Source organism: Burkholderia sp. JPY481 (assembly GCF_038900515.1).
Classification (GTDB): Bacteria; Pseudomonadota; Gammaproteobacteria; order Burkholderiales; family Burkholderiaceae; genus Paraburkholderia; species Paraburkholderia youngii.
Genome location: NZ_JAYMRT010000008.1, coordinates 272,302 through 295,649 on the forward strand (window position 1 = coordinate 272,302; position 23,348 = coordinate 295,649).

At 61.0% G+C, this 23,348-nt stretch carries 19 protein-coding genes and 1 pseudogene; 15 read left to right on the forward strand and 5 right to left on the reverse strand.

Annotated features, from left to right (window positions below; translation table 11 throughout):
- Positions 1-97: 97 nt before the first annotated feature.
- Positions 98-1,132, reverse strand: a complete 1,035-nt coding sequence (locus tag VSR82_RS21105; RefSeq protein ID WP_429463648.1) for a GlxA family transcriptional regulator — start codon at positions 1,130-1,132, stop codon at positions 98-100.
- 106 nt (positions 1,133-1,238) lie between these two features.
- On the opposite strand from VSR82_RS21105, the gene VSR82_RS21110 reads away from it, so the two are divergent.
- From VSR82_RS21110 to VSR82_RS21125, 4 genes are all read left to right on the forward strand, one after another.
- The gene (locus VSR82_RS21110) at positions 1,239-1,793 is read left to right on the forward strand and encodes a tautomerase family protein (protein WP_368585062.1); all 555 of its coding nucleotides are present in this window, start codon (positions 1,239-1,241) and stop codon (positions 1,791-1,793) included.
- Positions 1,790-2,266, forward strand: a complete 477-nt coding sequence (locus VSR82_RS21115) for a hypothetical protein (RefSeq protein ID WP_429462883.1) — start codon at positions 1,790-1,792, stop codon at positions 2,264-2,266. Before VSR82_RS21110 ends, VSR82_RS21115 begins: the two co-directional genes overlap by 4 nt.
- The gene (locus tag VSR82_RS21120; RefSeq protein ID WP_368585060.1) at positions 2,263-2,763 is read left to right on the forward strand and encodes a hypothetical protein; all 501 of its coding nucleotides are present in this window, start codon (positions 2,263-2,265) and stop codon (positions 2,761-2,763) included. The genes VSR82_RS21115 and VSR82_RS21120 overlap by 4 nt, the downstream gene beginning before the upstream one ends.
- A 115-nt stretch (positions 2,764-2,878) precedes the next feature.
- Positions 2,879-3,847, forward strand: coding sequence for an alpha/beta fold hydrolase (locus VSR82_RS21125; protein ID WP_429462882.1), 969 nt, complete (start codon positions 2,879-2,881; stop codon positions 3,845-3,847).
- A gap of 154 nt (positions 3,848-4,001) precedes the next feature.
- Here the strand turns inward: VSR82_RS21125 and VSR82_RS21130 are convergent, their stop codons facing one another.
- Entirely contained in the window at positions 4,002-4,283 is a 282-nt protein-coding gene (locus VSR82_RS21130) for a hypothetical protein (RefSeq protein ID WP_410852019.1), read from the reverse strand.
- A 16-nt stretch (positions 4,284-4,299) separates the two neighbouring features.
- A pseudogene (locus VSR82_RS21135) lies at positions 4,300-4,386 on the reverse strand (hypothetical protein); the annotation flags it as partial.
- Positions 4,387-5,140: 754 nt separating this feature from the next.
- Between VSR82_RS21135 and VSR82_RS21140 the strand changes: the two are divergent.
- Positions 5,141-6,196, forward strand: a complete 1,056-nt coding sequence (locus tag VSR82_RS21140; protein WP_429462881.1) for an AI-2E family transporter — start codon at positions 5,141-5,143, stop codon at positions 6,194-6,196.
- Between the two features lie 196 nt (positions 6,197-6,392).
- Here VSR82_RS21140 and VSR82_RS21145 read toward each other — a convergent pair whose 3' ends face one another.
- The gene (locus tag VSR82_RS21145; protein WP_429462880.1) at positions 6,393-7,148 is read right to left on the reverse strand and encodes a TetR/AcrR family transcriptional regulator; all 756 of its coding nucleotides are present in this window, start codon (positions 7,146-7,148) and stop codon (positions 6,393-6,395) included.
- A 520-nt stretch (positions 7,149-7,668) separates the two neighbouring features.
- Between VSR82_RS21145 and VSR82_RS21150 the strand changes: the two genes are divergently transcribed.
- From VSR82_RS21150 to VSR82_RS21160, 3 genes are read left to right on the forward strand one after another with little or no spacing between them, the layout of a single operon-like run.
- A complete protein-coding gene (locus VSR82_RS21150; RefSeq protein ID WP_368585055.1) occupies positions 7,669-8,748 on the forward strand; it encodes an efflux RND transporter periplasmic adaptor subunit in 1,080 nt (359 codons plus the stop codon).
- The gene (locus tag VSR82_RS21155) at positions 8,745-11,918 is read left to right on the forward strand and encodes an efflux RND transporter permease subunit (RefSeq protein ID WP_498858037.1); all 3,174 of its coding nucleotides are present in this window, start codon (positions 8,745-8,747) and stop codon (positions 11,916-11,918) included. The genes VSR82_RS21150 and VSR82_RS21155 overlap by 4 nt, the downstream gene beginning before the upstream one ends.
- Positions 11,919-11,920: 2 nt before the next feature.
- Positions 11,921-13,384, forward strand: coding sequence for an efflux transporter outer membrane subunit (locus tag VSR82_RS21160; RefSeq protein ID WP_429462878.1), 1,464 nt, complete (start codon positions 11,921-11,923; stop codon positions 13,382-13,384).
- Positions 13,385-13,707: 323 nt separating this feature from the next.
- Here the strand turns inward: VSR82_RS21160 and VSR82_RS21165 are convergent, their stop codons facing one another.
- Positions 13,708-14,463, reverse strand: a complete 756-nt coding sequence (locus VSR82_RS21165; RefSeq protein ID WP_368585051.1) for a TetR/AcrR family transcriptional regulator — start codon at positions 14,461-14,463, stop codon at positions 13,708-13,710.
- Between VSR82_RS21165 and VSR82_RS21170 the strand changes: the two genes are divergently transcribed.
- From VSR82_RS21170 to VSR82_RS21200, 7 genes are all read left to right on the forward strand, one after another.
- Complete coding sequence (locus VSR82_RS21170) at positions 14,414-14,590, forward strand: hypothetical protein (RefSeq protein WP_429463702.1); 177 nt, start codon at positions 14,414-14,416, stop codon at positions 14,588-14,590. The genes VSR82_RS21165 and VSR82_RS21170 overlap by 50 nt on opposite strands.
- 188 nt (positions 14,591-14,778) lie before the next feature.
- A complete protein-coding gene (locus VSR82_RS21175) occupies positions 14,779-15,849 on the forward strand; it encodes a VOC family protein (RefSeq protein WP_429462877.1) in 1,071 nt (356 codons plus the stop codon).
- 35 nt (positions 15,850-15,884) lie between these two features.
- Positions 15,885-16,841: a fumarylacetoacetate hydrolase family protein gene (locus VSR82_RS21180; protein ID WP_498858038.1), complete on the forward strand. Its 957-nt coding sequence runs from the start codon at positions 15,885-15,887 to the stop codon at positions 16,839-16,841.
- Entirely contained in the window at positions 16,838-18,817 is a 1,980-nt protein-coding gene (locus VSR82_RS21185) for an acyl-CoA synthetase (protein WP_429462875.1), read from the forward strand. The genes VSR82_RS21180 and VSR82_RS21185 overlap by 4 nt, the downstream gene beginning before the upstream one ends.
- 55 nt (positions 18,818-18,872) lie before the next feature.
- A complete protein-coding gene (locus VSR82_RS21190) occupies positions 18,873-19,112 on the forward strand; it encodes a hypothetical protein (protein ID WP_429462874.1) in 240 nt (79 codons plus the stop codon).
- 287 nt (positions 19,113-19,399) lie between these two features.
- On the forward strand, positions 19,400-20,137 hold the full coding sequence (locus VSR82_RS21195) for an OmpW/AlkL family protein (RefSeq protein WP_368585091.1): 738 nt from the start codon (positions 19,400-19,402) through the stop codon (positions 20,135-20,137).
- 225 nt (positions 20,138-20,362) lie between these two features.
- Complete coding sequence (locus tag VSR82_RS21200) at positions 20,363-23,341, forward strand: molybdopterin-dependent oxidoreductase (protein ID WP_429462873.1); 2,979 nt, start codon at positions 20,363-20,365, stop codon at positions 23,339-23,341.
- The last annotated feature ends 7 nt before the right edge of the window (positions 23,342-23,348 follow it).

Consider the following 23,348-nt stretch of genomic DNA (forward strand, 5'->3'; position numbering starts at 1 on the left):
GGCGCGTATCCAGTCTGTTTGCAGATACATTCGGATACCAAACGGGATGGGGGCGAGAGGGGGAGTGACCACCTGGGTGGCGTGACGTGATGACGGGTCAGCCGCCTTTGCTATCCGGATCGGCTTCCCTATTCTTCGCGCCACGCGAAGACCGCATTCGATATTCGCCTGGAGACAATCCGGTCTTGCGCTTGAACAGTTGTCGAAATGTGCTGATATCGCCATAGCCGACACGTTGGCTTACCGCCTCGAGTCCAATTGGGCGCGTTTCCAGTAGGCGTTTCGCGACCTCGATACGCAGGTTTTGCAAATACGTCAACGGAGCCAGCCCGACGGCTTCCTTGAAACGGCGATTGAGCGTGCGTTCGCTGACAGCAAGCGATGCCGCCAGATCGCTCAACCGGAATCCTTGCTGCAGTGTAGCTTCCATCTGCTGCTGGGCGCGCGCGACGAGCGTGTCGGTATGTCCATGTTCGTCGAGAAGCGTTGCGAAGGAAGCCTGCGACGTCCGGTTCATGTCGATCAATAGCGCCTTCGCGGTCATCGAAGCGAGTTCTTCGCCGGCGAATGTTTCGACGAGGCGCACAGCGAGATTCAGATACGAGGTCACGGAGCCCCCCGAGATGATGCCGTCTTGCGCGATCAGCAGTTCGTTTGCGCGAACTTCGACGCGCGGATAGTGGCGCGCGAAGTCCGACGCTCTCGCCCAGTGCGTCGTTGCGGCGCGGCCATCCAGCAGGCCGGCCTCGGCGAGCAGGTAATTCGCCGTGCAATAAGCCGCCAGAACAGCGCCTGCCTTGCGTTGGCGCCGCAGCGCGGCAGACAGTTCGTTCAACTGCTCGCGGCGCCCGATGAACTCGTCGATGTTCGAGAAAAACGGTGCCGTCAGCAAGACGGCGTCTGCCCGTTTGCGCGGGTCGATCTTTCCGTCGACCTGAATGGTTTGACCCGATGCAGCCGTAACGGGACGCCCGTCGAGCGATTCCACGCGCCACACGAACATGGGTGTGGACGTTGTGCCCGCTGCAGCCCCGCGTGCATGGAACTGATTAGCGGCGCTGAAGACGTCAACAGGCCCCGCGACGCCGGACGCGAGGATTCCGTCATAGACCCAGATGCGGATGATAGCCATAAACGTGTCCGAAACTCCACGAATAATGGCGATCCTGCCACTTCTGGCCACGCGAGTAAACCCTGATCATGGCCACATCCAATTAACTGAACGCAGGAGCAGCACCATGCCGATGATCGACGCACTGTGGCCCGAGGACGCCTTGACGCCCGAGGCCGAAGCCCGCCTCGTCAAGGAACTGACCGATATCCTCATCAGGGCCGAAGGGTACGATCCCGCCAGTGAGATCGCACAGCGTGTCACTGTATTCCATCTTCATCGGCCTGCTGCGATCTACGTCGGAGGTGAACGCACGAACACGATCCGCTACCGGATCATCCCGTCCGCACCCGAGGGGCAATACACCGACGAATCGCGGCGCTTCCTCGTCAGGCAGGTCACGGAAGCGGTGGCGCGCGCGGAGAACCGGCCGTTCGACGACGTCGCGCCGCGCGTCTGGGTCTTCCCAACCGAGATACCCGATGGCGCCTGGGGCACGCGCGGTGCGATCTGGATGCTGCCCGATATTCATGCGCTGCTGGCGGGCGAGTCGGAGCGCGGCGCAGGCGTTGCACGGCTTGCGCGACGCCGCCTCGAAAAAGCGCGCATCACGCTCGAAGCCGCGCTCGATGCCGCCAGCGCAGGCATCGCGAGCAAATCATCCCTGGAGCGCCCAGCATGAAATTCAACGACACAGCCCCCGTTATGGCACCCGCAGGCGGTCCGCCGCTCTGGCTGACGAACCTCGCTGAAAACGCGACGCTTGAGGCCTCCGTGCTGAAGCGTCCGATCGAAGGACGGGCCGATATTCTCTCCGTGATCAAACACGCGGTCTCGCTCTACGAATTCCAGCAACACAGCTACAAGGGCGCGATTGGCGATGGTTTGTATATGGAGTCCTATCGCTCGCAGATCCAGGGCGTGCCGATCGAGACGGTGGTCGTCGCCCACATGAACGAGCAAGGCGAGACGGAGTCCGTGGTCATTAGTCATCGCCCGCTCAATGCGGTGCTGCTGTTTTCGAAACTGATGTGGGAGCGGGTCGACGAGCGCTTCCGGGATCGCTATCTGAGCGGACCTGAAGCGGCGGCACTGAATACGGTATCGAGCCCGGCCTCACACGAGGACGGTTGCACTGGAGCCACTTCTCGATGACAGATGCTCATGATGACGTACGCGAACGCTATCGCACGACCGGTCTGATCGAGCGGCTGAAAACCGCATTCATAGACGGTGTTCGATGCCGTGCGATGAAACGGCTTCTTCTTAATTCGACGACAGCCACTGTGCTGATCGCTTCCGCTGGAGTTTCCATGGCGCACACCACTCCGATGCCATCCACGCCGACCACGAAGATACTGGCGATTGGCACCTTTCCGCCGGGCACGGACATGCAGCTTGTCCAACACATTCTTCCGTCCGAAGCTCGCGAGACGGCGCAACTCTACCTGGAGGGCAGGATTGATCAGTGGTATTCACTGCAAGACCGGGCTGGGGTGGCGTTCATTTTGAACGTTACCGACGTGAGTCAAGCGGATGAAATGCTCGAGGCACTTCCATTGGGGAAAGCGCACTTGATGACATTCTCGCTGTTCCCAATAGGCCCATTAAAGCCATTGGGCAAGCTTTTGAATCCGCCTTCGCCCCAGTAGAAAGCGCTGGAGCGTACAGGGCTGCTGCGCCGCCGCCTTGGGGCGCCCCGAGGAATTCCGAAGCAACGAAGCGCCTTTGGCTGGCGCAATTTCGCACTAAACGAGAGTGACGATCATGTTCAAACTAGTAACGAAGGCGACGGTCTTCCCCGCAGTAGCTGTCGGCGTTTCCGCATGCCAGGTTGTGCCGGCATCACCCTCGTCGGCGCCGAAAGTTGAAGTCGGCGAGTTGCAGATCAATCCCGACATCAGGCTGCGTCATATGGTCTATCGGCCTGCGCATCCAAAAGGTACGGTGCTGTTCCTGCACGGCTTCCCGGAGACGATGTATGCGTGGAAACCGATTGCCGAATCCCTGTCCAGCGACTACGAGGTGCATGCGTTCGACTGGCCTGGCTACGGGCAGTCTTCGCGTCCCGGCGCTGATCGCTTCGGCTACGCGCCGAAGGATTATGCGCGTGTGCTGGCTGACTATATCCGGGCGTCCGGCATCGACAGTTCGAAGCTGGTGATCTATGCAACCGATATCGGGGCCCTGCCTGCGCTGCTGGCGGCATTGGAGCAACCCGATATCGCCAGGGAGATCATTGTGGGCGACTTTGCCCCGTTCAACCGCCCCCAGTACATGTACGAAAGCCTGCAGGGCCTGAAGTCAAAGCCTTCGTCCGACGCCGTGCGTGCCGCGATGAACAGGAACCGTGACGAAATCCTGGCAAACACATTCTTCCGCGGCATGTCAGCGGAGGAGCGCTACGCGTTGCCCGAGGAGTTCAGGGACGATATGGCGAAAGGGTGGGACGGTGATGTCACGTCGGCAGACGCCTTCTTCCATTACTACTCCTGCTTCACCCGCGACCAGGACTACTTCGAAGCCAATATGGCCAAGCTGAAGGTCCGCGTTAAGGTGGTGTGGGGCGAGCAGGATATCTACATCAAGAAGGAAATGGGCGTTGAGTACGCCGACCGTAGCGGTCTGAAGCTTTCGGTCCTCCCTGAACTCGGCCACTTTCCGCATCTGCAAGCGCCTGAACAGACGGTGAACGAAGTTCGGGCTGCGTTCAGCGCGGGCAGCAATCCTGTGTGACCAGGGCGAGTTTTCCGACACCGTCATACCTCGTTTGCCGTGATTCAAACTCAGCCACGTGCAAGGCTCGTTCGATCATGGCTGCGACTTGTTCGAGAGAGAACAGAGGCGTCCGCTTATGGTTCGCCATCCAGTTCTCCCATTTCCACGCCGCTCAGTGCAGGCGCACGTCGGGATCGAGCCCGGTCAGCAACGCCACCACGGCGTGCGCCGACGGACCAAACTTCGTGAGCCCCGGTATCAGGTTGTCGCGCAGGAGGCCGACGAGCTTCGGCCGGTCGCGCGCGAGTTCCATCAGGAGCCTGATGTGGCTCACGACCTTTTCATGTACGGCGTGGCGAAGCCGCCCGTGGTCCTCGAGGCGCCCCGGCTGGTTCGCCAGAAAGTCGGCTGCGCAGTGCGCGAAGCCCCTGGTGTCCTCGATGCCGAGGTTCATCCCCCGCGCGGACGGGCGAATGGATATGGGCGGCATCGCCCGCGATTGCGACCCGGCCGCCCCCCTCCTTTACCGCGAACTGGTGACTGACGTGGAAATTTCGACGTCCATGTCGTCGGGCCGACGCGTGTGGTGCCGGGCGGCAGGTGGTCCCTCATCGGCGAAACATTTTCTGAGGACATTGAAGGTGACTCGCACGTTCGCGCATTGCAGGTTCGACGCGACGATCGCTCCGCAAGTATGGTCAGCGTGTCGCCACGGCCCGACCGGGCCGGTTCATTCGTCGACCATGATGCGAGGGATCAGCAGCGCCGCGGTCGGCGATATTCCTTGAGCTTCGTCGTTCCGGCGCGCCAGCCAAAAACAATTGCTGCCAGGATGACAGTTGCGGATTGGGAGCGCAGACTTAATAGGGTCACCGGCCAGCAAGCGATTCGAAGTTGACTTAGTTACCATAAATGATCATAATATCAACTATGCGGGTTGTTTTGCGTTGGAAGTGCCCAGCCGGCACTCCATGTGCCCGATACAACGGCAAACGGTAAGTTATCGATGGCGCAATCGAAGCGACGATCGCGTTCGCAACAGCGGGGATCGCCGCTGTTGCTGCGCAACTACGGGTGTCCAACGCCCGCACCATCGGTTAAGTGGTCGTTCGAAGCGAATCACGCGACGTCCCGAGCGTGAATCAATTAGGTTCGATCAGGCATCCTGTCGTCTTGCCGTCTCACTGTTCCCGACAATTGAGCGCATCGTTCACACCGCCGTGTACCGTGCACCATGATGCGCGGACATCATCCCCGAGGCCGCTGCTTGCGATCGGAACAACCATGTGATGAACAGCCGAAGGTGCACCCATGACCAACTACCATCGCCAATCGCTCATTTGGGGAGCCGTCGCCTTATCGGCCGGCATTCTTCTCTGGAGCCTGCGCGCCGTGCTGACGCCGTTTCTTCTCGGAGCAATGATCGCGTACATCCTGCAGCCAGGCGTCGAATGGCTTGCACGTCATCGCACGCCAAGAGGACTTGCTGCGCTTCTGATGATTTCTCTATTCGCGTTGGTGATCACGTCGGTCGCTTTGCTTGCATTCCTGGTCATCCAGGAGGAAGTGCCTGAATTCGCAAGACAGGTTCCATCGCTTGCGGCGAAGCTGGAGGTCATTCTCAAACCGCGGCTCGCATGGTTGGGAATCACCTACTCGCTCGATCTGGCGAGTGTCCGTGATTGGGTTGCGGCACATCTGATCGCAAGCGAGCAGGGCGCTGCTCTCACCCTTTGGCGGTACCTTGGTACAAGCGGCAATGTAATGATCACTGTCGTGGGGAATGCAGTGCTGGTGCCACTCGTGCTCTTTTATTTGCTCTACGACAGGCATGAGGCTTTCGCCCGCCTGGAAAGCTTCGTGCCGCGGCGCTGGCTAGGAAGGACGCGCGTCTTCGTCGCAGAGATCGATCACATGATGTCGCAATATCTGCGGGGGCAACTGCTTGTCGTCGCGATACTCGCAGCGTTTTACCCCGTTGCACTGGCGCTCGCCGGACTGGCCATCGCGCTGCCGATCGGTCTTTTGACGGCGTTTGCCGTTTTTATCCCCTACGTCGGATTCGCGACGGCGCTGACGATGGCGCTGCTGGCTGCATTGCTGCAATTTCACGACTTGTATGGCCTCGGTGCGGTGATTATCGTGTATGGAGTCGGGCAGATTCTCGAAAGCGCTATTCTTACGCCGCGGCTCGTCGGCGAGCGTATCGGTTTGCATCCGCTGGCGGTCATTTTCTCGTTATTGGCTTTTGGGAAGCTTTTCGGTTTCTTCGGTGTTCTGCTTGCGCTACCTGCGAGCGCCGTCTTTGCTTCGGCTTTGCGGGAACTGCGTCGCCGTTATCTGACAAGTGCGTTTTACCAGGCGTGACCACGTAGCGGCCACGCGCCCTTGGACGGCACGTTTCGGCAAGGCAACCGGAGTGTGGGTGCGCGAGCGGCCTCCCTATGGACGCCTCCCGACAGAATCGAGATATCTAATACGCACTGCAGGCAGACGGAACGCCTAGCGGTCGACGCCCGTACTCAATCTGTCCGCTCGCGGCCGGGCGCAGCACTATTCCACTTCAGCCGGCTACATCCTCTGGCGCCGCGGGCAGCGGACGCCGGGCGATCTTTTCTGCCTCCAGCCGTTTGAGGCCAAACCCCTGCAGGACGATGGCCGCTGTACGTTCGGCAAACCTGTCAACTCTGGACCGTAACACCTTCCGCGGGCGAACCGTCCGCATCGATGATGCTGACATATCAAGCTCAGCAGCGACTCCTGCGATCACAGTGCCAATTGCGGAAACGACGCAAATCAACTCATCCGCGATCATGAAGCGCTTTCGTGAAATTCCTATCGCCGCATCTCGCAGCAACCGCTGACCGAGACCCGTGCTTAACGCACGCGTAGATAGCCCCTCGCGTATCAAGAATTGTCCCCAGACCGGCTCGCGGCAGGCACGCAGGAGCGTATGGCGCACTGACACGGCGATCACTTCCGCCGGGTCGGCCAATCCGGTGGTGACTCCGTCAAGCCTGTTCGCGAAGTCTTCGAAGAGCCAGTCCACGAGCGCTGCGAGGATGACTTCCTTTGATTCGAAGTAGTTGTAGAAAGACCCGAAACCCACGTCGGCGGCATTCGTGATCTCGCCGATCGTGACGCTGTCCATTCCTTTTTCCGTCACTAGTCGGAAGGTGGCGTTCAGCAACCGGACTCGAGTCTCGTGCTTGCGTCGGGCTAAACGGGGCGATTGCCCAAGCACCGGCTCACGGCTTGCGATCTGCGCATCGACCGCCGCCGACCGACCGCTTGCACGCTTGTTATGGACATCTGGCACGTTGCCTCCCGATTCTCTGTTGCATCAGATTTTAGATTTATGTGTCATGATTGACAATAGTATCAAACATGGGTTTAATGTCACCTCATGCGGTTAGCGTCGCAGCAGCGGGACGCAGCGCAATCGTCTTTGATGCGCTTCAGGCACTGGGATCGCGATTCGTAGGGTCCCGTGCACATAGGGCGCGGGGGCATGAGCCGACGCGACTATCCGGTGCTGCTGTCCCGCTGCCAGGTGCAGCCTGGCGGTCGCGATGACGCGCCGCAACGCTTCGGAACAACGTTCAGTAGCGTTGTAAGCGGATCAGTAACGCATCGGATGGCATTCCGACTTTTGCGCTGGTGACAAGGCGTGCTTCTCACGCACACCACGGCTCCCGTCGGCGCGAGTCACTTTTCTTCCTGGATTCATCACCTGCCTTGTAAACATCGTGAAACATTCCGGTCCTGTCGCGCTGAAACGGGCGCGCTCCTCGTTTCCTTCCCTGTTCCGGCCAACGCACCGGATACCCGTTGTCATCATGGTGTGCAGCGCATTTTTCCTTAGCGCATGCCATCAGCGCGAAGCGCTCGTGCCGCAGCCAAAGCCCGTGGTGGCGCGCGTGGTTCATCCCGATGGACGAACGGCGGACGCATCGTTGCCGGCGCAGGTGCAGGCGCGCTATTCCACGCCTCTGTCGTTTCGGGTCGGCGGCAAAGTGATTGAACGGCGCGTGCGTATCGGCGACACCGTGAAGGCGGGACAAATCGTTGCGCTCCTCGATCCGACCGATCTGCAAAACAATCTCGTCAACGCGCGCGCGCAACTCGACGCTGCCGAGCATCGTCTCGTGTTCGCGAAGCAGCAGCTCGATCGTGACGAGGCGCAGGCCCGTGCGAACCTGATCGCAACCGCGCAGCTGGAGCAGACCCAGGACGCCTACGCTTCCGCGCTCGCACAGCGCAATTCCGCTCTCGCACAGATGGCACTTGCGACGGATCATCTCCGCTATGCAACGCTCACTGCCGAGCACGACGGGGTCGTCACGTCGGAAGATGCCGATACTGGCCAGAACGTGCAGGCCACCCAAGCCGTGTACCACCTCGCCTGGACGGGCGACGTCGACATCGTCTGCGACGCGTCGGAAAACACGGTGAACGCGCTGAGAGTCGGCAGTAAGGCGAGCGTCTCGTTGTCGGCGCTGCCCGGCAAGTCATTCGATGCGTCCGTGCGCGAGGTGTCCGCCGCCGCAGATCCGGAAAGCCGCACATGGCGGGTCAAGCTGACATTGACCGCACCCACTGCCGAAGTGCGTCTGGGCATGACGGCCAACGTTGCGTTCCAGGACGCACGCGAGAGCGGCACTGGTAGGGCCTTTACGCTGCCGGTGACAGCGCTTTTTCACCAAGGTGAAAAGCCTGCCGTGTGGGTAGTCCGTAACGGTAGCGACGCGCTCGAACTGCGCCCGGTAACGATCGCGCAATACGGCGAACGCACGGTGTCGATCGCTGCCGGTCTGCACGATGGCGACCGCGTCGTACTGCAAGGCGTGCATGCGGTGAGTTCGGGCCAACACGTGCAGATGGTGCCTCCGCTACATCCGGAGGACTTTCCGTCATGAACGCGCGTGACCAGCAAAATGCGCGCGACAGCGCGCCCGTAAGTGCCTCGAACGAGACAGGCGCGAGCGGAACCGGTTTCAATCTTTCAGCCTGGGCGTTGCGGCACCAGCAGCTCGTGATCTTTCTGATCGGCCTCGCCACGCTATTTGGTGTGATCGGCTATACGCATCTCGCGCAGTCGGAAGATCCGCCATTCACGTTCCGCACCATGGTCATCAAGTCTTACTGGCCGGGCGCGACTGCGCGCGAAGTGCAGGAGCAGATCACTGACCGCATCGGCCGTCAATTGCAGGCTGCGCCCTATGTCGACAACATCAAGAGCTACTCGCGGCCCGGCGAGTCGATGATCTTCTTCGCAATGAAAGATTCTGCGCCCGTCAAGGATGTGCCCGAGACGTGGTATCAGGTCCGTAAAAAAATCGGCGACATCGCGGCGACGCTTCCGAAAGGAACAATTGGCCCGTTCTTCAACGACGAGTTCGGCGACGTCTACACGAACATCTACGCGCTCGAAGGCGATGGCTTTTCTCCCGCGCAACTGCACGACTACGCGGACAAACTTCGCACGGTGCTGCTGCGCGTACCCGGCGTCGCGAAGGTCGACTACTTTGGCGACCCCGATCAGCACATCTTTGTCGAGATCTCGAACGCGCAACTGACGCGGCTGTCGATTTCGCCGCAGCAATTGGCTCAGGCCATCGACGCGCAGAATGCCGTTGCCCCCGTCGGTACCATCACGACGGCGGATGACCGCGTGTTCGTGCGCCCGAGCGGCGCGTTCAAGGACGAGCAGGCGCTCGCGGACATGCTGCTAACGGTCAACAAGCGCACATTCCGCCTCGGCGACATCGCGGCCATCAAACGTGGCTACGATGATCCGCCTGTCACGCAAATGCGTGCCGGCGGCCAGGCGGTGCTCGGCATCGGCGTGACGATGCAAAAGGGCGGTGACGTCATCGACCTCGGCAAGGCGCTCGACGCAAAGACCGCCGAACTGCAGGCGACGCTTCCCGCGGGTCTCAGGCTCGCGCCGGTCTCGAGCATGCCCCATGCGGTCAAGCACTCGGTCAACGAGTTCGTGCGCTCGGTCGGTGAAGCGGTGGCGATCGTGCTTGTCGTCAGCCTCGTTTCGCTGGGGCTGAGAACCGGCATGGTCGTCGTGATCACGATTCCGATCGTGCTGGCGATGACCGCGCTGTGCATGCATCTGTTCGGCATTGGCCTGGACAAGGTGTCGCTCGGCACGCTCGTGCTGGCGCTCGGTCTGCTCGTCGACGACGCGATCATCGCCGTCGAAATGATGGCGGTGAAGCTCGAACAGGGCTGGAGCCGCATGCGTGCTGCTGCCTTCGCCTATACGAGCACGGCCTTTCCGATGTTGACGGGAACGCTAGTGACGGTCGCTGGCTTTCTGCCAATCGCGCTCGCCAAATCGAGCACGGGCGAGTACACGCGCTCGATCTTCGAGGTGTCGGCGATCGCACTGATCGTCTCGTGGTTCGCGGCGGTCGTGCTGGTGCCGCTGCTCGGCTTTCATATGCTGCCAGAACGCAAAGGTCACGAGGGAGCGGCTCACGCGCACGAGCACGATGTCTACAACACGGGTTTCTACCGGCGCCTGTCGGGCTGGGTCACGTGGTGTATCGACCGGCGCTGGGTGGTGCTAGGCGTCACCGCCGTGCTGTTCGCGATCGCAATGGCGGTGTTCACCCGCGTGCCGCAGCAGTTCTTTCCGAACTCGGAGCGCCCCGAACTGCTGGTCGACCTGAGGCTGCCGGAAGGCGCTTCGTTCGAGGCGACGCTGCGTGAAGCGAAGCGGCTCGAAAAGGTGCTGGACGGCAAGTCAGAGATCGAACATTACGTCGACTTCGTGGGGACGGGGGCGCCGCGCTTCTATCTGCCGCTCGATCAACAGCTGCAACAGCCCAACTTCGCGCAGTTCGTCATCACCGCGAAGGACGTCGAGACGCGCGAGGAGTTGATGCACTGGCTCGACGCGAAACTCGAGAAAGACTTCTCTGGCGTACGTACGCGTGTCGCGCGACTCGAAAACGGTCCGCCCGTGGGCTTCCCGATCAAGTTCCGCGTCAGCGGCGACGACATTGCGACGGTGCGCTCGATCGCGGATACGGTGGCGGAGCAGGTCCGTGCCGACCCGCGCACGCGTAACGTCCAGTTCGACTGGGACGAGCCAGCAGAGCGTTCAATGTCATTCGAGATCGATCAGAATCGGGCACGCCAGCTTGGCGTCACCTCGCAGGACGTCTCCAGCTTCCTCGCGATGACGCTTTCCGGCTACACGGTCACGCAGTACCGCGAACGCGACAAGCTGATCAACGTCGACCTGCGCGCGCCGAAGAACGAGCGGGTCGATCCCGCAAAGCTCACGAGCCTGGCGATCCCCACGCCCAACGGCCCAGTGCCGCTCGGCTCGCTGGGACACGTCCGCGACACGCTGGAATACGGGGTCATCTGGGAGCGCGACCGTCAGCCGACCATTACCGTGCAGGCCGACGTGCGCGGCGACGCGCAGGGCATCGACGTGACGCGCGACATCGAGCATGCACTCACCGTTGCGCGCGCCAGATTACCCGTCGGTTACCGGATCGAGGTAGGCGGCGCGGTGGAAGAGAGCGTCAAGGGCCAGACATCGATCAACGCGGAAATGCCGTTGATGATCATCGCGGTGCTGACGTTGCTGATGATCCAGCTGAAAAACTTCGCAAGAACCTTCATCGTCGTGCTGACCGCGCCGCTTGGCTTGATCGGCGTGGTGGCCGCGCTGCTGCTGTTCGGCAAGCCGTTCGGCTTCGTCGCGTTGCTGGGCGTGATCGCGATGTTCGGCATCATCATGCGCAACTCCGTGATTCTGGTGGACCAGATCGACCAGGACATCGCAGCGGGGCAGCCGCGCTTCGACGCGATCATCGGCGCGACCGTGCGGCGGTTCCGGCCCATCATGCTGACGGCCGCCGCTGCCGTGCTCGCGCTGATTCCACTGCTTCGCTCGGGCTTCTTTGGCCCGATGGCAACCGCGCTGATGGGCGGCATCACCATCGCCACAGTTCTGACGGTGTTCTTCCTGCCGGCGCTCTACGCGACCTGCTTCAGGGTCCGGCGTGACGAGCGCGACGCGCAACCAGTCGTCGTCGAGCATACGGAGGTTTGATCATGAGCTTTACCTGCAAGACATCCGTGGCGGCCGCGGCAGCGGCACTCGCCCTGTCCGCGTGCTCGTTCGGGCCGAGCGGCGAGCCGCCAGCCATGCCGTCGCCCGCGCACTATGGCGCTGAGGCGCAGTCATCGAAAACGGTGGCTGCGGGTGGCGTTGCGCAGACATTCGATGTCGGCGCGGCTCCCATGCCGCAATGGTGGCGGCTTTACCGCTCAGATGCGCTCGACGCCTTCGTGGACGAAGGCTTGCGCAACAGTCCGACACTCGCCGCGACACAGCGCACGCTCGCGTCAGCGCGCGAGCAACTGCGCGCACAGATCGGCGCATCGACGCTGCCGTCGATCGACGGCGCCGCGCAGGTCGAGCGCGCGCGTACGCCTATCGTTCCGGGGCTTGGACCCGAGCAGGTGCAATACAACTTTTTTGCTGGGCAGATCTTCACCCATTACACGTTCGACCTGTTCGGCCAGACGCGCTACATGAATTCGGCGAGCGCGGCGCGTGTGAACGTGCAGGCGTTCGAACTGGAGGCGTCGCGTCGGGCGCTCGCCGCGAACATCGTCGGTACTGCGATCAATTTGGCGGCGCTCGATCGGCAGATCGCGCTTACCGAACGGCTCGTTGCGGTGTCGAACGATGCTGCAAATGAGGATCAGCAGCGCTACACGCTCGGCTCTGTCTCACGCGCACAGGCGCTTGAGTCGAAACAGGGCGCTGCTGACATCGCGGCGACGTTGCCGTCGCTACGTCAGCAACGCGCGTCCTCTATCCACGCGCTGGCCGTGCTGATGGGGCGCACGCCGGATAACGCGCCGAGCGTGCCGGAACTCGATAGCCTGTCGCTGCCGGAGCACGTGCCCGTGGCCGTGCCGTCGGATCTGCTGCGCTCGCGCCCGGACATCGAGGCAGCCGACGCCGCCGTGAAGGCCGCCGCCGCGGATGTCGGCGCCGCGACCGCGCAAATGTTCCCGAGCCTGTCACTGACGGGCTCGATGGGACGAGGCGGCTTCAGCTGGCCGGCGGTGACCTCGGGCGCGGGCGCACTGTGGGCGATCGGCGCCGGCCTGTCGCAGCCAATCTTCCATGGCGGCGCGCTGTTCGCTCAGCGTCGCGCGTCGGTCGACGCCTACGACGCTGCCGTGCTGCACTATAAGGCGACGGTGCTGTCCGCTTTCCAGGATGTGGCGAATTCGCTGGCCGCGCTGGATAACGACGCGCAGATGCTCGCTTCGTCGGACGAAGCCGCGGACGCCGCTCGCGCGGCATTCGAGGACACGGCGTCGCGACACCGCATGGGCTCGCTGCCTTCGACGGCACGACAGGCGAGCGAGTCGCGTTACCTGAACGCGCAGATTGCCGCCGTGCGCGCAGCCGGTCAGCGCATGAGCGATACGGCGGCGCTGTTTCAGTCGATGGGCGAGTTGCCCGCCACCCCGCAGAGCGCAGCCGCGGCGCGATGACCGGGTGTTCGTGACAGTGGCGAGGACAGTCGGGCCGGACCGGCGCCGAGCAATCGGTTCAAATATGAGGAAGCCTTGCGCGGAGCGGGGAGGACAGCACTGTCCTGTCCGCAATTGCACACTGCGCGAAAAGGGCGGTTACGTGCTTTGAGGAATGAGTGGGTGCGAACGGCGGGGAAACCATCCCTTTGCGTTATCTGCAGGATGCCTCGCTGATTTTTCCGTCGACGCAGAATGCGATCCGGCTCATATGCTCAGCGCTTCGCGAAATAGCGAGGTATCGCTGCGAGACGCTCGACAACCACGGCCGGGACACTATCAACTCAGCCCTGATCGACGGCTTCCTCGACGGTGGGCAATGGACGGGTAGCGATCTTTTCCGCCTCCGCGCGCTTCAGTCCGAGCGTTTGCAGCAACATTGCTGCCGTGCGCTCGGGAAAATGCTCGCCGCTAAAGCCCAATTCTGTCAGCACGCCCGCCGCGCTGGCGCCCGGCACGACGAAGTTCAACTCGGCGGCGATGGCACACAGCACCGTGCCGCCCACTGCGAGAAATCCGATAAAGGGGTCCGCCACGACGAACCGCTTCGCCGCAATCCCGTTGCCGATGTCGCGCAGCAGTCGCTGACCGAGTCCGCGGCTCATTGCGCGCGCAGAAAACCCTTCACGTATCAGAAAACGTCCCCACACGGGATCATGCCGCGCCCGAAGGACCGTATGGCGCACAGAGACGGCGACTACTTCTGCAGGGTCGGAAACGCCGCCTGTAAGGCGATCGAGCATGTTCGCGAATTCTTCAAACACGTTGTCGACAAGCGTCGCATAGATCGCTTCCTTCGATTCAAAGTGGTTGTAAAACGAGCCGAAGCCGACGTCAGCGGCCTCCGTGATTTCGTTGATCGCCACGCCCTCCATGCCTTTTTCGGCCATCAGCCTGAGAGCAGCGTCGAGCAGACGGGTTCGCGTCTCACGCTTGCGACGTGCACCGCGCGGCTCCCGTTCTTCGGCAACGGGTACGGGGGCGACGGACGTGGCAACGGTGGAACGCTTGCCTGCCCGGCGATTTGTCGTGTTGGTCATCGTGATCCCTGATCTGCACATACCGCGCAGTATAGATTCGAATCTCTATATTGACAAAATCATCAGCGATGAGTTTAATGTCATCAAAGGCCTCGACGAGCCGATTCGACCAGAACCGATGGAGTGATCATGGAGACAGCAGCCAGAAGCGGTGCCGCCCCCCGGCGTTGGCATTGCGCCGCCCGCGCGCCGATGCGGGCATCCGTACCCGCTTTCGATAGCGCGTCGGCGAAGCATCTATTGCCGTTCGATCCTGCCGCCAATGCGGCAGGTTTCAAAGTCGAATCGGCCGTTGCGACCGAGTGAGGTTCCGACATGAAACTGACTACTGCACAGCCCGCTCGTCATCCCCATCCGACGGCAAAAGCGACCGCATTGGCCTATCTGGTATTCGAGCGACCGGACCTCGAACAAGCGGAGCATTTTCTCAACGACTTTGGGCTTCAAACGGTATCGCGGGACGAGGCGCTGCTTCTTCTGCGCGGCACGGAGGCTTCGCATTTCTGTCATGTGGTGCGTAGGGCGCCGAAAGCGCGGTTTGTGGGGTTCGGCCTGCAAGTCGACAGCCGCGAGGAGCTTGATGCGCTGGCGAAGCTGCCGGGCGCGTCCGATGTAGAAAACTCCGCGCTACCGGCCGGCGGCTACGTGGTGCGGCTGACAGACCCTTCCGGTTTCGCTATCGATGCGATATGGGGCCAGGCACCCGCGTCAGCGTTGCCGCACCGCCTGCCGTTGCCATTCAATTCCGTCGATGCCATCGTTCGCGTCAACGATACGCAGCGACCGCCCGAGCGCGCTCCAGAGGTCATCCGGCTAGGGCATGTCGTACTCGAACTCGCCGACTTTCAGGAAACCTGTGCCTGGTACACGCGGCACTTCGGGTTCATCCCGAGCGACGTACAGGTGCTTCCCGACGGCTCGCCGGCGGTCGCATTCATGCGTCTCGATCTTGGCAGCAAGCCGGCCGATCATCACACGCTAGCGCTTGCTCAGGGATTCGCCGCGACCTACAGCCATAGCGCTTACGAGCTCATCGACGCGGACGCGGTCGGTATGGGCCAGCGCGTTTTGCGCGACAGTGGCTGGTCGCACGCGTGGGGGATCGGCCGACATATCCTGGGCAGCCAGATTTTCGACTACTGGCAAGACCCGTGGGGCGACAAGCACGAACACTACTGCGACGGCGACCTGTTCACGTCCGATGAGCCAACGGGAATCCATGCCGTGAGTCGCGAGGCAATGGCTCAGTGGGGGCCGACCATGCCGCGCAGCTTCACGAAGCCCAAATTCACGCCGACGAGCGTTGTGGTGCTTTTCAGAAACCTGCGTTACAGCCCTGACCTGACTTTGAGCAAGCTGCGAACGCTGGCGAAGATTTTCGCCTGAACCCAGGCATCCCTATTGATCCGGAGAATTGAACAATGGCACTTCACGTCCTGCATTATCTTCATCATGGCCGTGCCCAGTGGGGCGTGGTCGCGGAGGGCGCCATCACGCCGATTCCAGGCGAGTACGAGTCGACCGCTGCGTTCATCGAGGCCAATCCGGTGGAGCGGCTCGTGATACTCAGCGGTCCATCGATTCCCGAATCGGAGGTGCAGTGGCTGTCGCCCATAACCGCCGACCAGCAGTTCATCTGCCAGGGCGCGAATTACCGCCAGCATATGATCGAGTCCGGCATGGACCCGGACGTCAAGAAGTTCAACATGATTTTCACGAAGGCACCGAGCTGTATCGTTGCGGCGGACTCAGCCATCGTGAAACCACGCGCGGTGCGGTTCCTTGACTATGAGATCGAACTCGGTCTCGTGCTCAAACGCGATATCACCTCGGCTGAGACTGTCACCGAGGAAAACCTGCACGAGTACATCGCGGGCGTTGTGATCGTCAACGATTATTCAGCGCGTGATATCCAGATTCCGCAGATGCAGTTTTACAAGGGCAAGAGCTTTCGGACATTTGGCCCTGTCGGCCCTTATCTTTGCCTGCTCGAGAAGCATGACATTCCGAAGCTGAAAGAGCTCGTGCTGACGCTGACGGTCAACGGAACCGTCCGCCAGAACGACACTACTGCTGGCCTTGTCTATGGCCCGGCAGAGACTCTGACTGAGCTTTCCCGTGTGCACGACCTGCGCACGGGTGACCTCCTTGCAACCGGTACACCATCTGGGTGTGCGCTGAGCATTCCTTCACCAGAGAAGCTGCGCGCTGCGGCGCAGTTGTCCGAAGAGGATAAATGGCGGCTTTTCCTGAAGATGCAGGAGGACAGGCCTCAGTATCTTCAGGTGGGAGACGTTGTCGAGGCATGGATTGTCAGCCTCGACCGCTCAATCAACCTGGGCGTGCAGCAAAACGTCGTCGTTGAAGAGGCAGTATGAAAGACGCCGCAAAAGGACAGGATGTTCTCGCTATCGAAGCATTGGGACAAGTGCCGGAGCTTCCGTCGAGCACCTACGAAATGATCTGCAGGGGCGCTGCCATCAATCCATCGGCGCCCGCGCTTTCCTTCTTTCGAACAGCCGATGACTATGCGAGCCCGGAGTGCTGGACATACAGCGACCTGTTGCGTGATATCACGCGCACCGCAAACATGTTTTCGCGGCTGGGCGTGGAAAGGAACACTGTCATCGCCTATATGCTGCCCAATCTTCCAGAGACACACTTCGTGATCTGGGGAGGCGAAGCGGTCGGAATTGTCTGCGCGATCAATCCACTGCTTGAAAGCGAAGCCATCGGCGAATTGCTGAAGGCATCAGGTGCCAGCGTGCTCGTAACGCTCGCGCCGTTCCCCGGCACTGAACTATGGCAAAAAACGCAAGCGGTGTTGCATCATGTCCCCGCCATAAAAGATCTCGTGCTCGTTAATCTGGCCGACCGAATACCGGGGGAAAAAGGATTGACGGCCCGGATACTACAACGTGGCGAAACCGCGAGTCTGCATGGCAAAGGCGGCGTGCGCAGCGCAGTTCCTGCGCAGATCCGGATCCATGATTTTGGCACCGCGATGGCGAACGAGTCCGGAATCTCGCTCGACAACTCGCCCTCGGCGAGGATCGACGATATTTCGTCCTGCTTTTGCACGGGCGGCACCACGGGATTGCCGAAGATCGCGATGCGCCGGCACCGCAACGAGGTTACCAATGCGTGGAACACGGGGCGGTTTCTCGGCAAAAGCATCGGTCCGGGCAAAACGATATTTTGCGGACTGCCGCTATTTCATGTGAATGCCGTGATGGTGACAGGTCTGCTGGCCTTCTCGCGGGGCGCTCATGTCGTTCTCGGCACACCGCAAGGATATCGCGGCGACGGTGTTGTAAAGCGCTTCTGGGAAATTGTTGAACATTACCGCATCAATTTCTTCAGCGGGGTGCCAACGCTCTATGGGTCACTGCTCGAGGTTCCTATTGGCGAGCACGATATTGGTTCGCTCGAGTATGGGTTATGCGGCGCCGCGCCGATGCCAGTCGAATTGCTTCGCAATTTCGAGCATCGCACGGGGATTCGAATCCTCGAGGGCTACGGACTCACTGAAGGAGCGTGCGTGAGCAGCGTTAATCCGCCGCTTGGTGAACGCAGGGCGGGCTCGATTGGCCTTTGCCTTCCCGGTCAGGCAATGAAGGTCGTAGTGGCCGATGAGGCCGGCCGGTATACACGAGATTGCGCGGCAGATGAAGTCGGCCAACTGGTGATCTCCGGACCGAATGTGTTCGTTGGATATTCCAGGCCAGAGCAGAACAGTGGGATCTGGATGGACCTCGGCGACGGCGAACGTTGGCTCAATACCGGCGATCTCGGGCGCCGTGATGCCGACGGATACTTCTGGCTCACGGGCCGGAAAAAGGAGCTGATCATTCGGGGCGGTCACAATATCGACCCAGCGGCTATCGAAGAAGCCCTGCATCGTCATCCCGCGGTTCAGATTGCCGCCGCCGTGGGCCGGCCCGACGCGCATGCGGGGGAGTTGCCGGTCGCCTATGTCCAGCTCAAACCAGACGTCACGACAACCGAAGCGGAACTGGCCGTATTCCTGCGCGCCTGCATTAGCGAGCGGGCTGCGCTTCCTAAGGCAATCCGCGTCATCGATACGATGCCGCTGACAGGCGTCGGCAAGATCTACAAGCCGGCGCTGAAATGGCGAGAAATGGCGGACGCGTTGCGATCCGCGCTCGTTGAGGCGGGCATCAGCGATGCAGCGGTGAGCATCGTCGAAGACGCCGGTCGCGGGCTGATGGCTCATGTCGAGCTCAACAGCGTCGAGCTCGAAGAACTGGCGCGCGCGACGCTCGCGCGCTTTCCATTCGGTTTTTCGCTTTCCGTCCCGGCGATCTCGAGGGGTAACGCGGGTCACGCCTGAACGTCAGTGGCATTGGTTGTCGAGCAAGAGCAGTGGCTTTTGGATGGAGACGAAGATGGGTATTGCACCGGAAGCGACGTTGCGATCGCTTGTTGAAAAATGGCTCGGCTCCGTTTCGGCAACGCCGCTGCGGATTACCCGACGGGGTCGCGCGCAGTCGAATCAGGGAGTCTACGTACACATCGAACTGGTTCTGCCAGGGGAAAGCGTTGGCCTGTTTTTCTTCCGGCACTCCGATGGTTCGTGGCGCGTGATCCCGCCGGAAGCTGCGCGCCCGTCAATGCGGGCTCACTGACATATCCCGTTCTCGAGAGCGCGTCGTAATCTCACGCCAGGCATAGATCTGTAGCCAGGCGCCTTTACTGCGGGCGCGAAGAAGAAGAGCGGTGAAAAGCGTCATCAGAGACGCGCGAAAGCGCGTCATTTCATTTAGTACGACTCCATAAGAAGCGCGCCTGACTTCGTTCGATGCAATCGAACGAAGTCAGGCCGACACCACGCGGTCAAGGGCGCCCCATGAAGCGCCGTGACCGGCAGGGCGACAAAAAACTATTCAGCCAATGAGACAGGAGAAGACACGTGATGAATGACAGGAGAACGGTTCGTGCCGCTGGTTTCGCGGTGTGCTTCTGCGCGGTCGCGTTTGCTGGTAACGCGCTCGCGCAGACGGCCGGGAGCTTCACCGTGGCGACCGGGTGGCTCCACGTCGCGCCACAGAGCAGTGCAACGCCGCTGACCGTGGAAAGCGTGGGTGGGATGACAGTGAATCAGCAACTGCCCGGTACTGGGGCGCATGCGACGTCCACGGACACAATGGGGATCACGACCGAGTATTACGTCACCGAACACATCGGCATCGCGACGCTCATCGGACTCCCGCTCACGGTGGATCTGGTCGGGGATGGCTCGCTCGCGAAGTATGGCACTCTGGGCTCGACACGGCCGATTCCGCCCGCGCTTGTCTTTCGATACCACCTGCTTTCCGCCCAGTCGAAGTTCCGTCCTTTCATTGGGCTAGGCGTGAACTATACCTGGTTCACCCAGGTGCGCACGACGAACAGTCAGTTTGTCACTGACAGTCTCGGTCCAGGTGGGTCGGCGCACGGATCCCTCAGTTCATCCTGGAACCCGGTATTCGAGATCGGGGCTTATTACGCGATAACGAATCACTGGTCCGTGGGGGCGAGTGTCGGTTACGTTCCTGTAAAGACTCACCTTACGCTAGACGGGACAACGGCTAATGGGACGCAAATCGTTTCGAGATCGACGATCCGTATAAATCCCGTAAATGTCTTCCTGAATGTCGCTTATACCTTCTAGCCCACAAGGACAGCGTTTCATGCGCCGGACACGGCGGAATACGTTCAACCAGTTTAGAGGTTCAAATGCACAACAAAATGAGGAAATGCGACCATTCGATACACGCTGATGACGCCCCGATGGGCGTAACGCTACGGCGTACGCTTTCCGTCGCGCGCGTGGGAGTAATGGTTGTGCAAGCGGTTTGGCTATCTCCTGCTTCAATGTTTCATCTCGGGTGAAACCATGAAGCGACAAGTGCTCAAATCGATTCTGTTCGCGCTGCCCAAAGTACTCGACCTGACGGCACGCCGTTTTCCCGCCTATCGTCAGCGCCTCAAGGAGCGGGACATTGCCGCCAGGATCGGGCTGATGGATCGGAGCGTCGGCCGCGTCCTCGAAATCAGGAACGGTCGCATCCGGTCGCGCCCTTGCACGCGTGGGCAAGCCGACGTGAGCATCCTGTTCAAGGATGTCGCCACGGCCCTGAAATTTCTTTCCCCACGGCAGGACCATGCTGAAATTATTCATGCGGCAAAGAACTTCAAGGTGGTGACGGAAGGCGACGATGAACTGCTGGTGTGGTTCATGCAAACGCTCAGTATGATGCAAACCATTGGACTGCCGATGGGCACGCCAATGCGGGACGGCACACGCCGGTACACGACCTGCACGAACGGTGGCCCATTGTTCGTGTACGTGAAGGATGGTCGCATCGTTCGGGTGACGCCCATCGATCTGGACGGCAAGGACGCTGCCAGCTGGGAAATCGAGGCGCGCGGGCGACGTTTCAGCCCACCACGGCGAGGCCTCGTTGCACCGCACGCATTGGCGATCAAGTCGCTTGTCTATTCCGACAAACGGATTCTTCATCCGTTAAAGCGCGTTGATTTCGACGCAGACGGCGAGCGCAATCCGCAGAACCGCGGCAAGTCGGGCTACGTGCGGATCAGCTGGGACGAGGCGCTGGACATCGTCGCGAAAGAAATCAACCGGCAGAAGCGTGTTCACGGTCCCGGCTCAATTACGTTCCCCATGTCGTCGCATCATCAGTGGGGGAACATCGGCTACTACCTCAGCGCGCTCACCCGCTTTGCCAATCTGATTGGCTTCACTCGGGTTGCCGCGAATCCGGACAGTTGGGAAGGCTGGTACTGGGGTGCGATGCATCACTTCGGCAATTCGATGCGCGTCGGTGTGCCGTCAGGCTATGGCGGCATTGAAGACTGCCTGAAGGAGGCCGAGATGATCGTCTTCTGGTCTTCCGATCCGGAAAGCACTAACGGCGCGTATGCGGGATTCGAGGGTACGCCGCGGCGCCTGTGGGCCAAAGAACTGGGCATCGAGTTCGTTCACATCGACCCACACTGCAATCCGACCGCGCAGTTGCTGGGCGGGCGTTGGATTCCCGTGCGACCGCAAACCGATGCCGCTCTCGCGACCGCGATCATGTACGTTTGGGCCGTGGAGGGTTTATACGACGAGGACTACGTTGCCAACCGCACGACCGGCTTCGACGAGTGGCGCGCCTATCTGCTGGGCGATACGGACGGCGTGCCGAAGACGCCCGAATGGCAACAGTCCGAGACCGGCGTGCCCGCCAAGGACGTGCGGGCGCTCGCTCGCCTGTGGGGGAAAAAGAAGGCCTATCTCTCTGTCGGCATGACAGGCGCGGGATTCGGCGGGGCAGGACGCGGCGCGACCGGGGCGCAATGGGCGCGCTGCGTGATCATGATGATGGCGATGCAGGGGTGGGGCAAGCCGGGCGTCAATTTTGGGTGTCTGCAGTTGGGTGCTCCGCACGACCTCCACTTCTATTTCCCGGGCTACGCGGACGGCGGGATGTCCGGCGACCTTGCGTGGACCGCCAATGCCGTCAACAACTATCAGCGCATGCCGCACATCCTGACCATGAATCCCGTCAAACAGATGGTCCCGCGGCAGCAGCTACCCGATGCCATCATCAACGGCCATGCGACGGGATACCTGTGGGACGGTATGTCTCAGGAAGCGCAGTTCGCGCCGTTCAGCTACCCGATGCCGGGCTATTCACCGATCCACATGATCTATCGCTATGGCGGGTCGGCTTTCAGCACCGTCACGAAGTCCGGATGCTGGGCGGATGCTTATCGACATTCCAGCATCGAGTTCGTGGTGAACCAGTCGATCTGGATGGAAGGGGAGGCGCAGTTCGCCGACATCATTCTGCCGGCTTGCACGTCGCTCGAGAGATGGGATATCGGCGAGTGGTCGAATTCGGGCGGCTACGCGCATCATGGCTTCAACACCGTCAATCATCGCATGGTGACGATGCAGCACAAGTGCATCGAGCCTCTAGGCGAATCCCGCTCGGACTACGATATCTTCGCCGCTATTCTGACGCGTCTTGGTCTTGGCGGTGTCTTTACCGAGGGTTGCGGCGAACTCGACTGGGTCAAGCGGGTATTCGAGTCGTCGGATCTGCCGGATCACGTCACGTGGCGCGAATTCTGCCGCAAAGGCTATTTCGTCGTACCGCCAGAAAAGCCCGAATTGCGCCATCCCGTCGACATGCGGTGGTTCGCCGAAGGTCGGCGTAAGGATTTGCAGGAACCGCATCCGATGCCGTCGCAGTATGCCGAAAAGTTCGGGATGGGCCTGCAGACGCCGAGCGGCAAGCTCGAGTTCGTGCCGGAGTTGCTTAAGCGGCACACCGCCGATAACCCCGAGCGACCCCCGCTGAACCGGTATATCCCGTCCTGGGAGGGATTGCGCAGTGAATTGGCCCGGCGCTATCCGCTGCAACTGATAGCAACTCACAGCCGCTATAGTTTTCATACCCATTGCGACGGCAAGAATTCGTCAGTCAACAGCGTCGAGGATCATCGTGCGCTGATCGGCGGGCATCGCTTCTGGCTGCTGAGGCTTGGGTTCGCAGACGCGGCCGCGCGGGGCATTGCTCATCGCGACCTCGTCAAGGTCTACAACGACCGCGGCGCCGTGATCTGTGCGGCTGATGTGTCTGCTCTGTTGACCCCGGGCGTCGTCAAGTCGTATGAGGCAAGCGCGGAATTCCAGTTGATCGAAGTGGACGGCGAACGTGTCGAGATCGGCGGCTGCATGAACATGCTCACGCCCGACCGGTCGCAAACGGCAGGCACCAGCAGCATGAGTCCGAACTCATGCCTCGTACAGGTCGAAAAATGGAAAGGCGCCGATGCGTTCCTGCTCGGTCGCGCAGCGTGAGGAGAAA

Coding starts and splice junctions, on each gene's coding strand:
- VSR82_RS21105 (WP_429463648.1), bottom strand. CDS start 1,132: ATGGCTATCATCCGCATCTGGGTCTATGACGGAATCCTCGCGTCCGGC.
- VSR82_RS21110 (WP_368585062.1), top strand. CDS start 1,239: ATGCCGATGATCGACGCACTGTGGCCCGAGGACGCCTTGACGCCCGAG.
- VSR82_RS21115 (WP_429462883.1), top strand. CDS start 1,790: ATGAAATTCAACGACACAGCCCCCGTTATGGCACCCGCAGGCGGTCCG.
- VSR82_RS21120 (WP_368585060.1), top strand. CDS start 2,263: ATGACAGATGCTCATGATGACGTACGCGAACGCTATCGCACGACCGGT.
- VSR82_RS21125 (WP_429462882.1), top strand. CDS start 2,879: ATGTTCAAACTAGTAACGAAGGCGACGGTCTTCCCCGCAGTAGCTGTC.
- VSR82_RS21130 (WP_410852019.1), bottom strand. CDS start 4,283: ATGAACCTCGGCATCGAGGACACCAGGGGCTTCGCGCACTGCGCAGCC.
- VSR82_RS21140 (WP_429462881.1), top strand. CDS start 5,141: ATGACCAACTACCATCGCCAATCGCTCATTTGGGGAGCCGTCGCCTTA.
- VSR82_RS21150 (WP_368585055.1), top strand. CDS start 7,669: ATGGTGTGCAGCGCATTTTTCCTTAGCGCATGCCATCAGCGCGAAGCG.
- VSR82_RS21155 (WP_498858037.1), top strand. CDS start 8,745: ATGAACGCGCGTGACCAGCAAAATGCGCGCGACAGCGCGCCCGTAAGT.
- VSR82_RS21160 (WP_429462878.1), top strand. CDS start 11,921: ATGAGCTTTACCTGCAAGACATCCGTGGCGGCCGCGGCAGCGGCACTC.
- VSR82_RS21165 (WP_368585051.1), bottom strand. CDS start 14,463: ATGACCAACACGACAAATCGCCGGGCAGGCAAGCGTTCCACCGTTGCC.
- VSR82_RS21175 (WP_429462877.1), top strand. CDS start 14,779: ATGAAACTGACTACTGCACAGCCCGCTCGTCATCCCCATCCGACGGCA.
- VSR82_RS21180 (WP_498858038.1), top strand. CDS start 15,885: ATGGCACTTCACGTCCTGCATTATCTTCATCATGGCCGTGCCCAGTGG.
- VSR82_RS21185 (WP_429462875.1), top strand. CDS start 16,838: ATGAAAGACGCCGCAAAAGGACAGGATGTTCTCGCTATCGAAGCATTG.
- VSR82_RS21190 (WP_429462874.1), top strand. CDS start 18,873: ATGGGTATTGCACCGGAAGCGACGTTGCGATCGCTTGTTGAAAAATGG.
- VSR82_RS21195 (WP_368585091.1), top strand. CDS start 19,400: ATGAATGACAGGAGAACGGTTCGTGCCGCTGGTTTCGCGGTGTGCTTC.
- VSR82_RS21200 (WP_429462873.1), top strand. CDS start 20,363: ATGAAGCGACAAGTGCTCAAATCGATTCTGTTCGCGCTGCCCAAAGTA.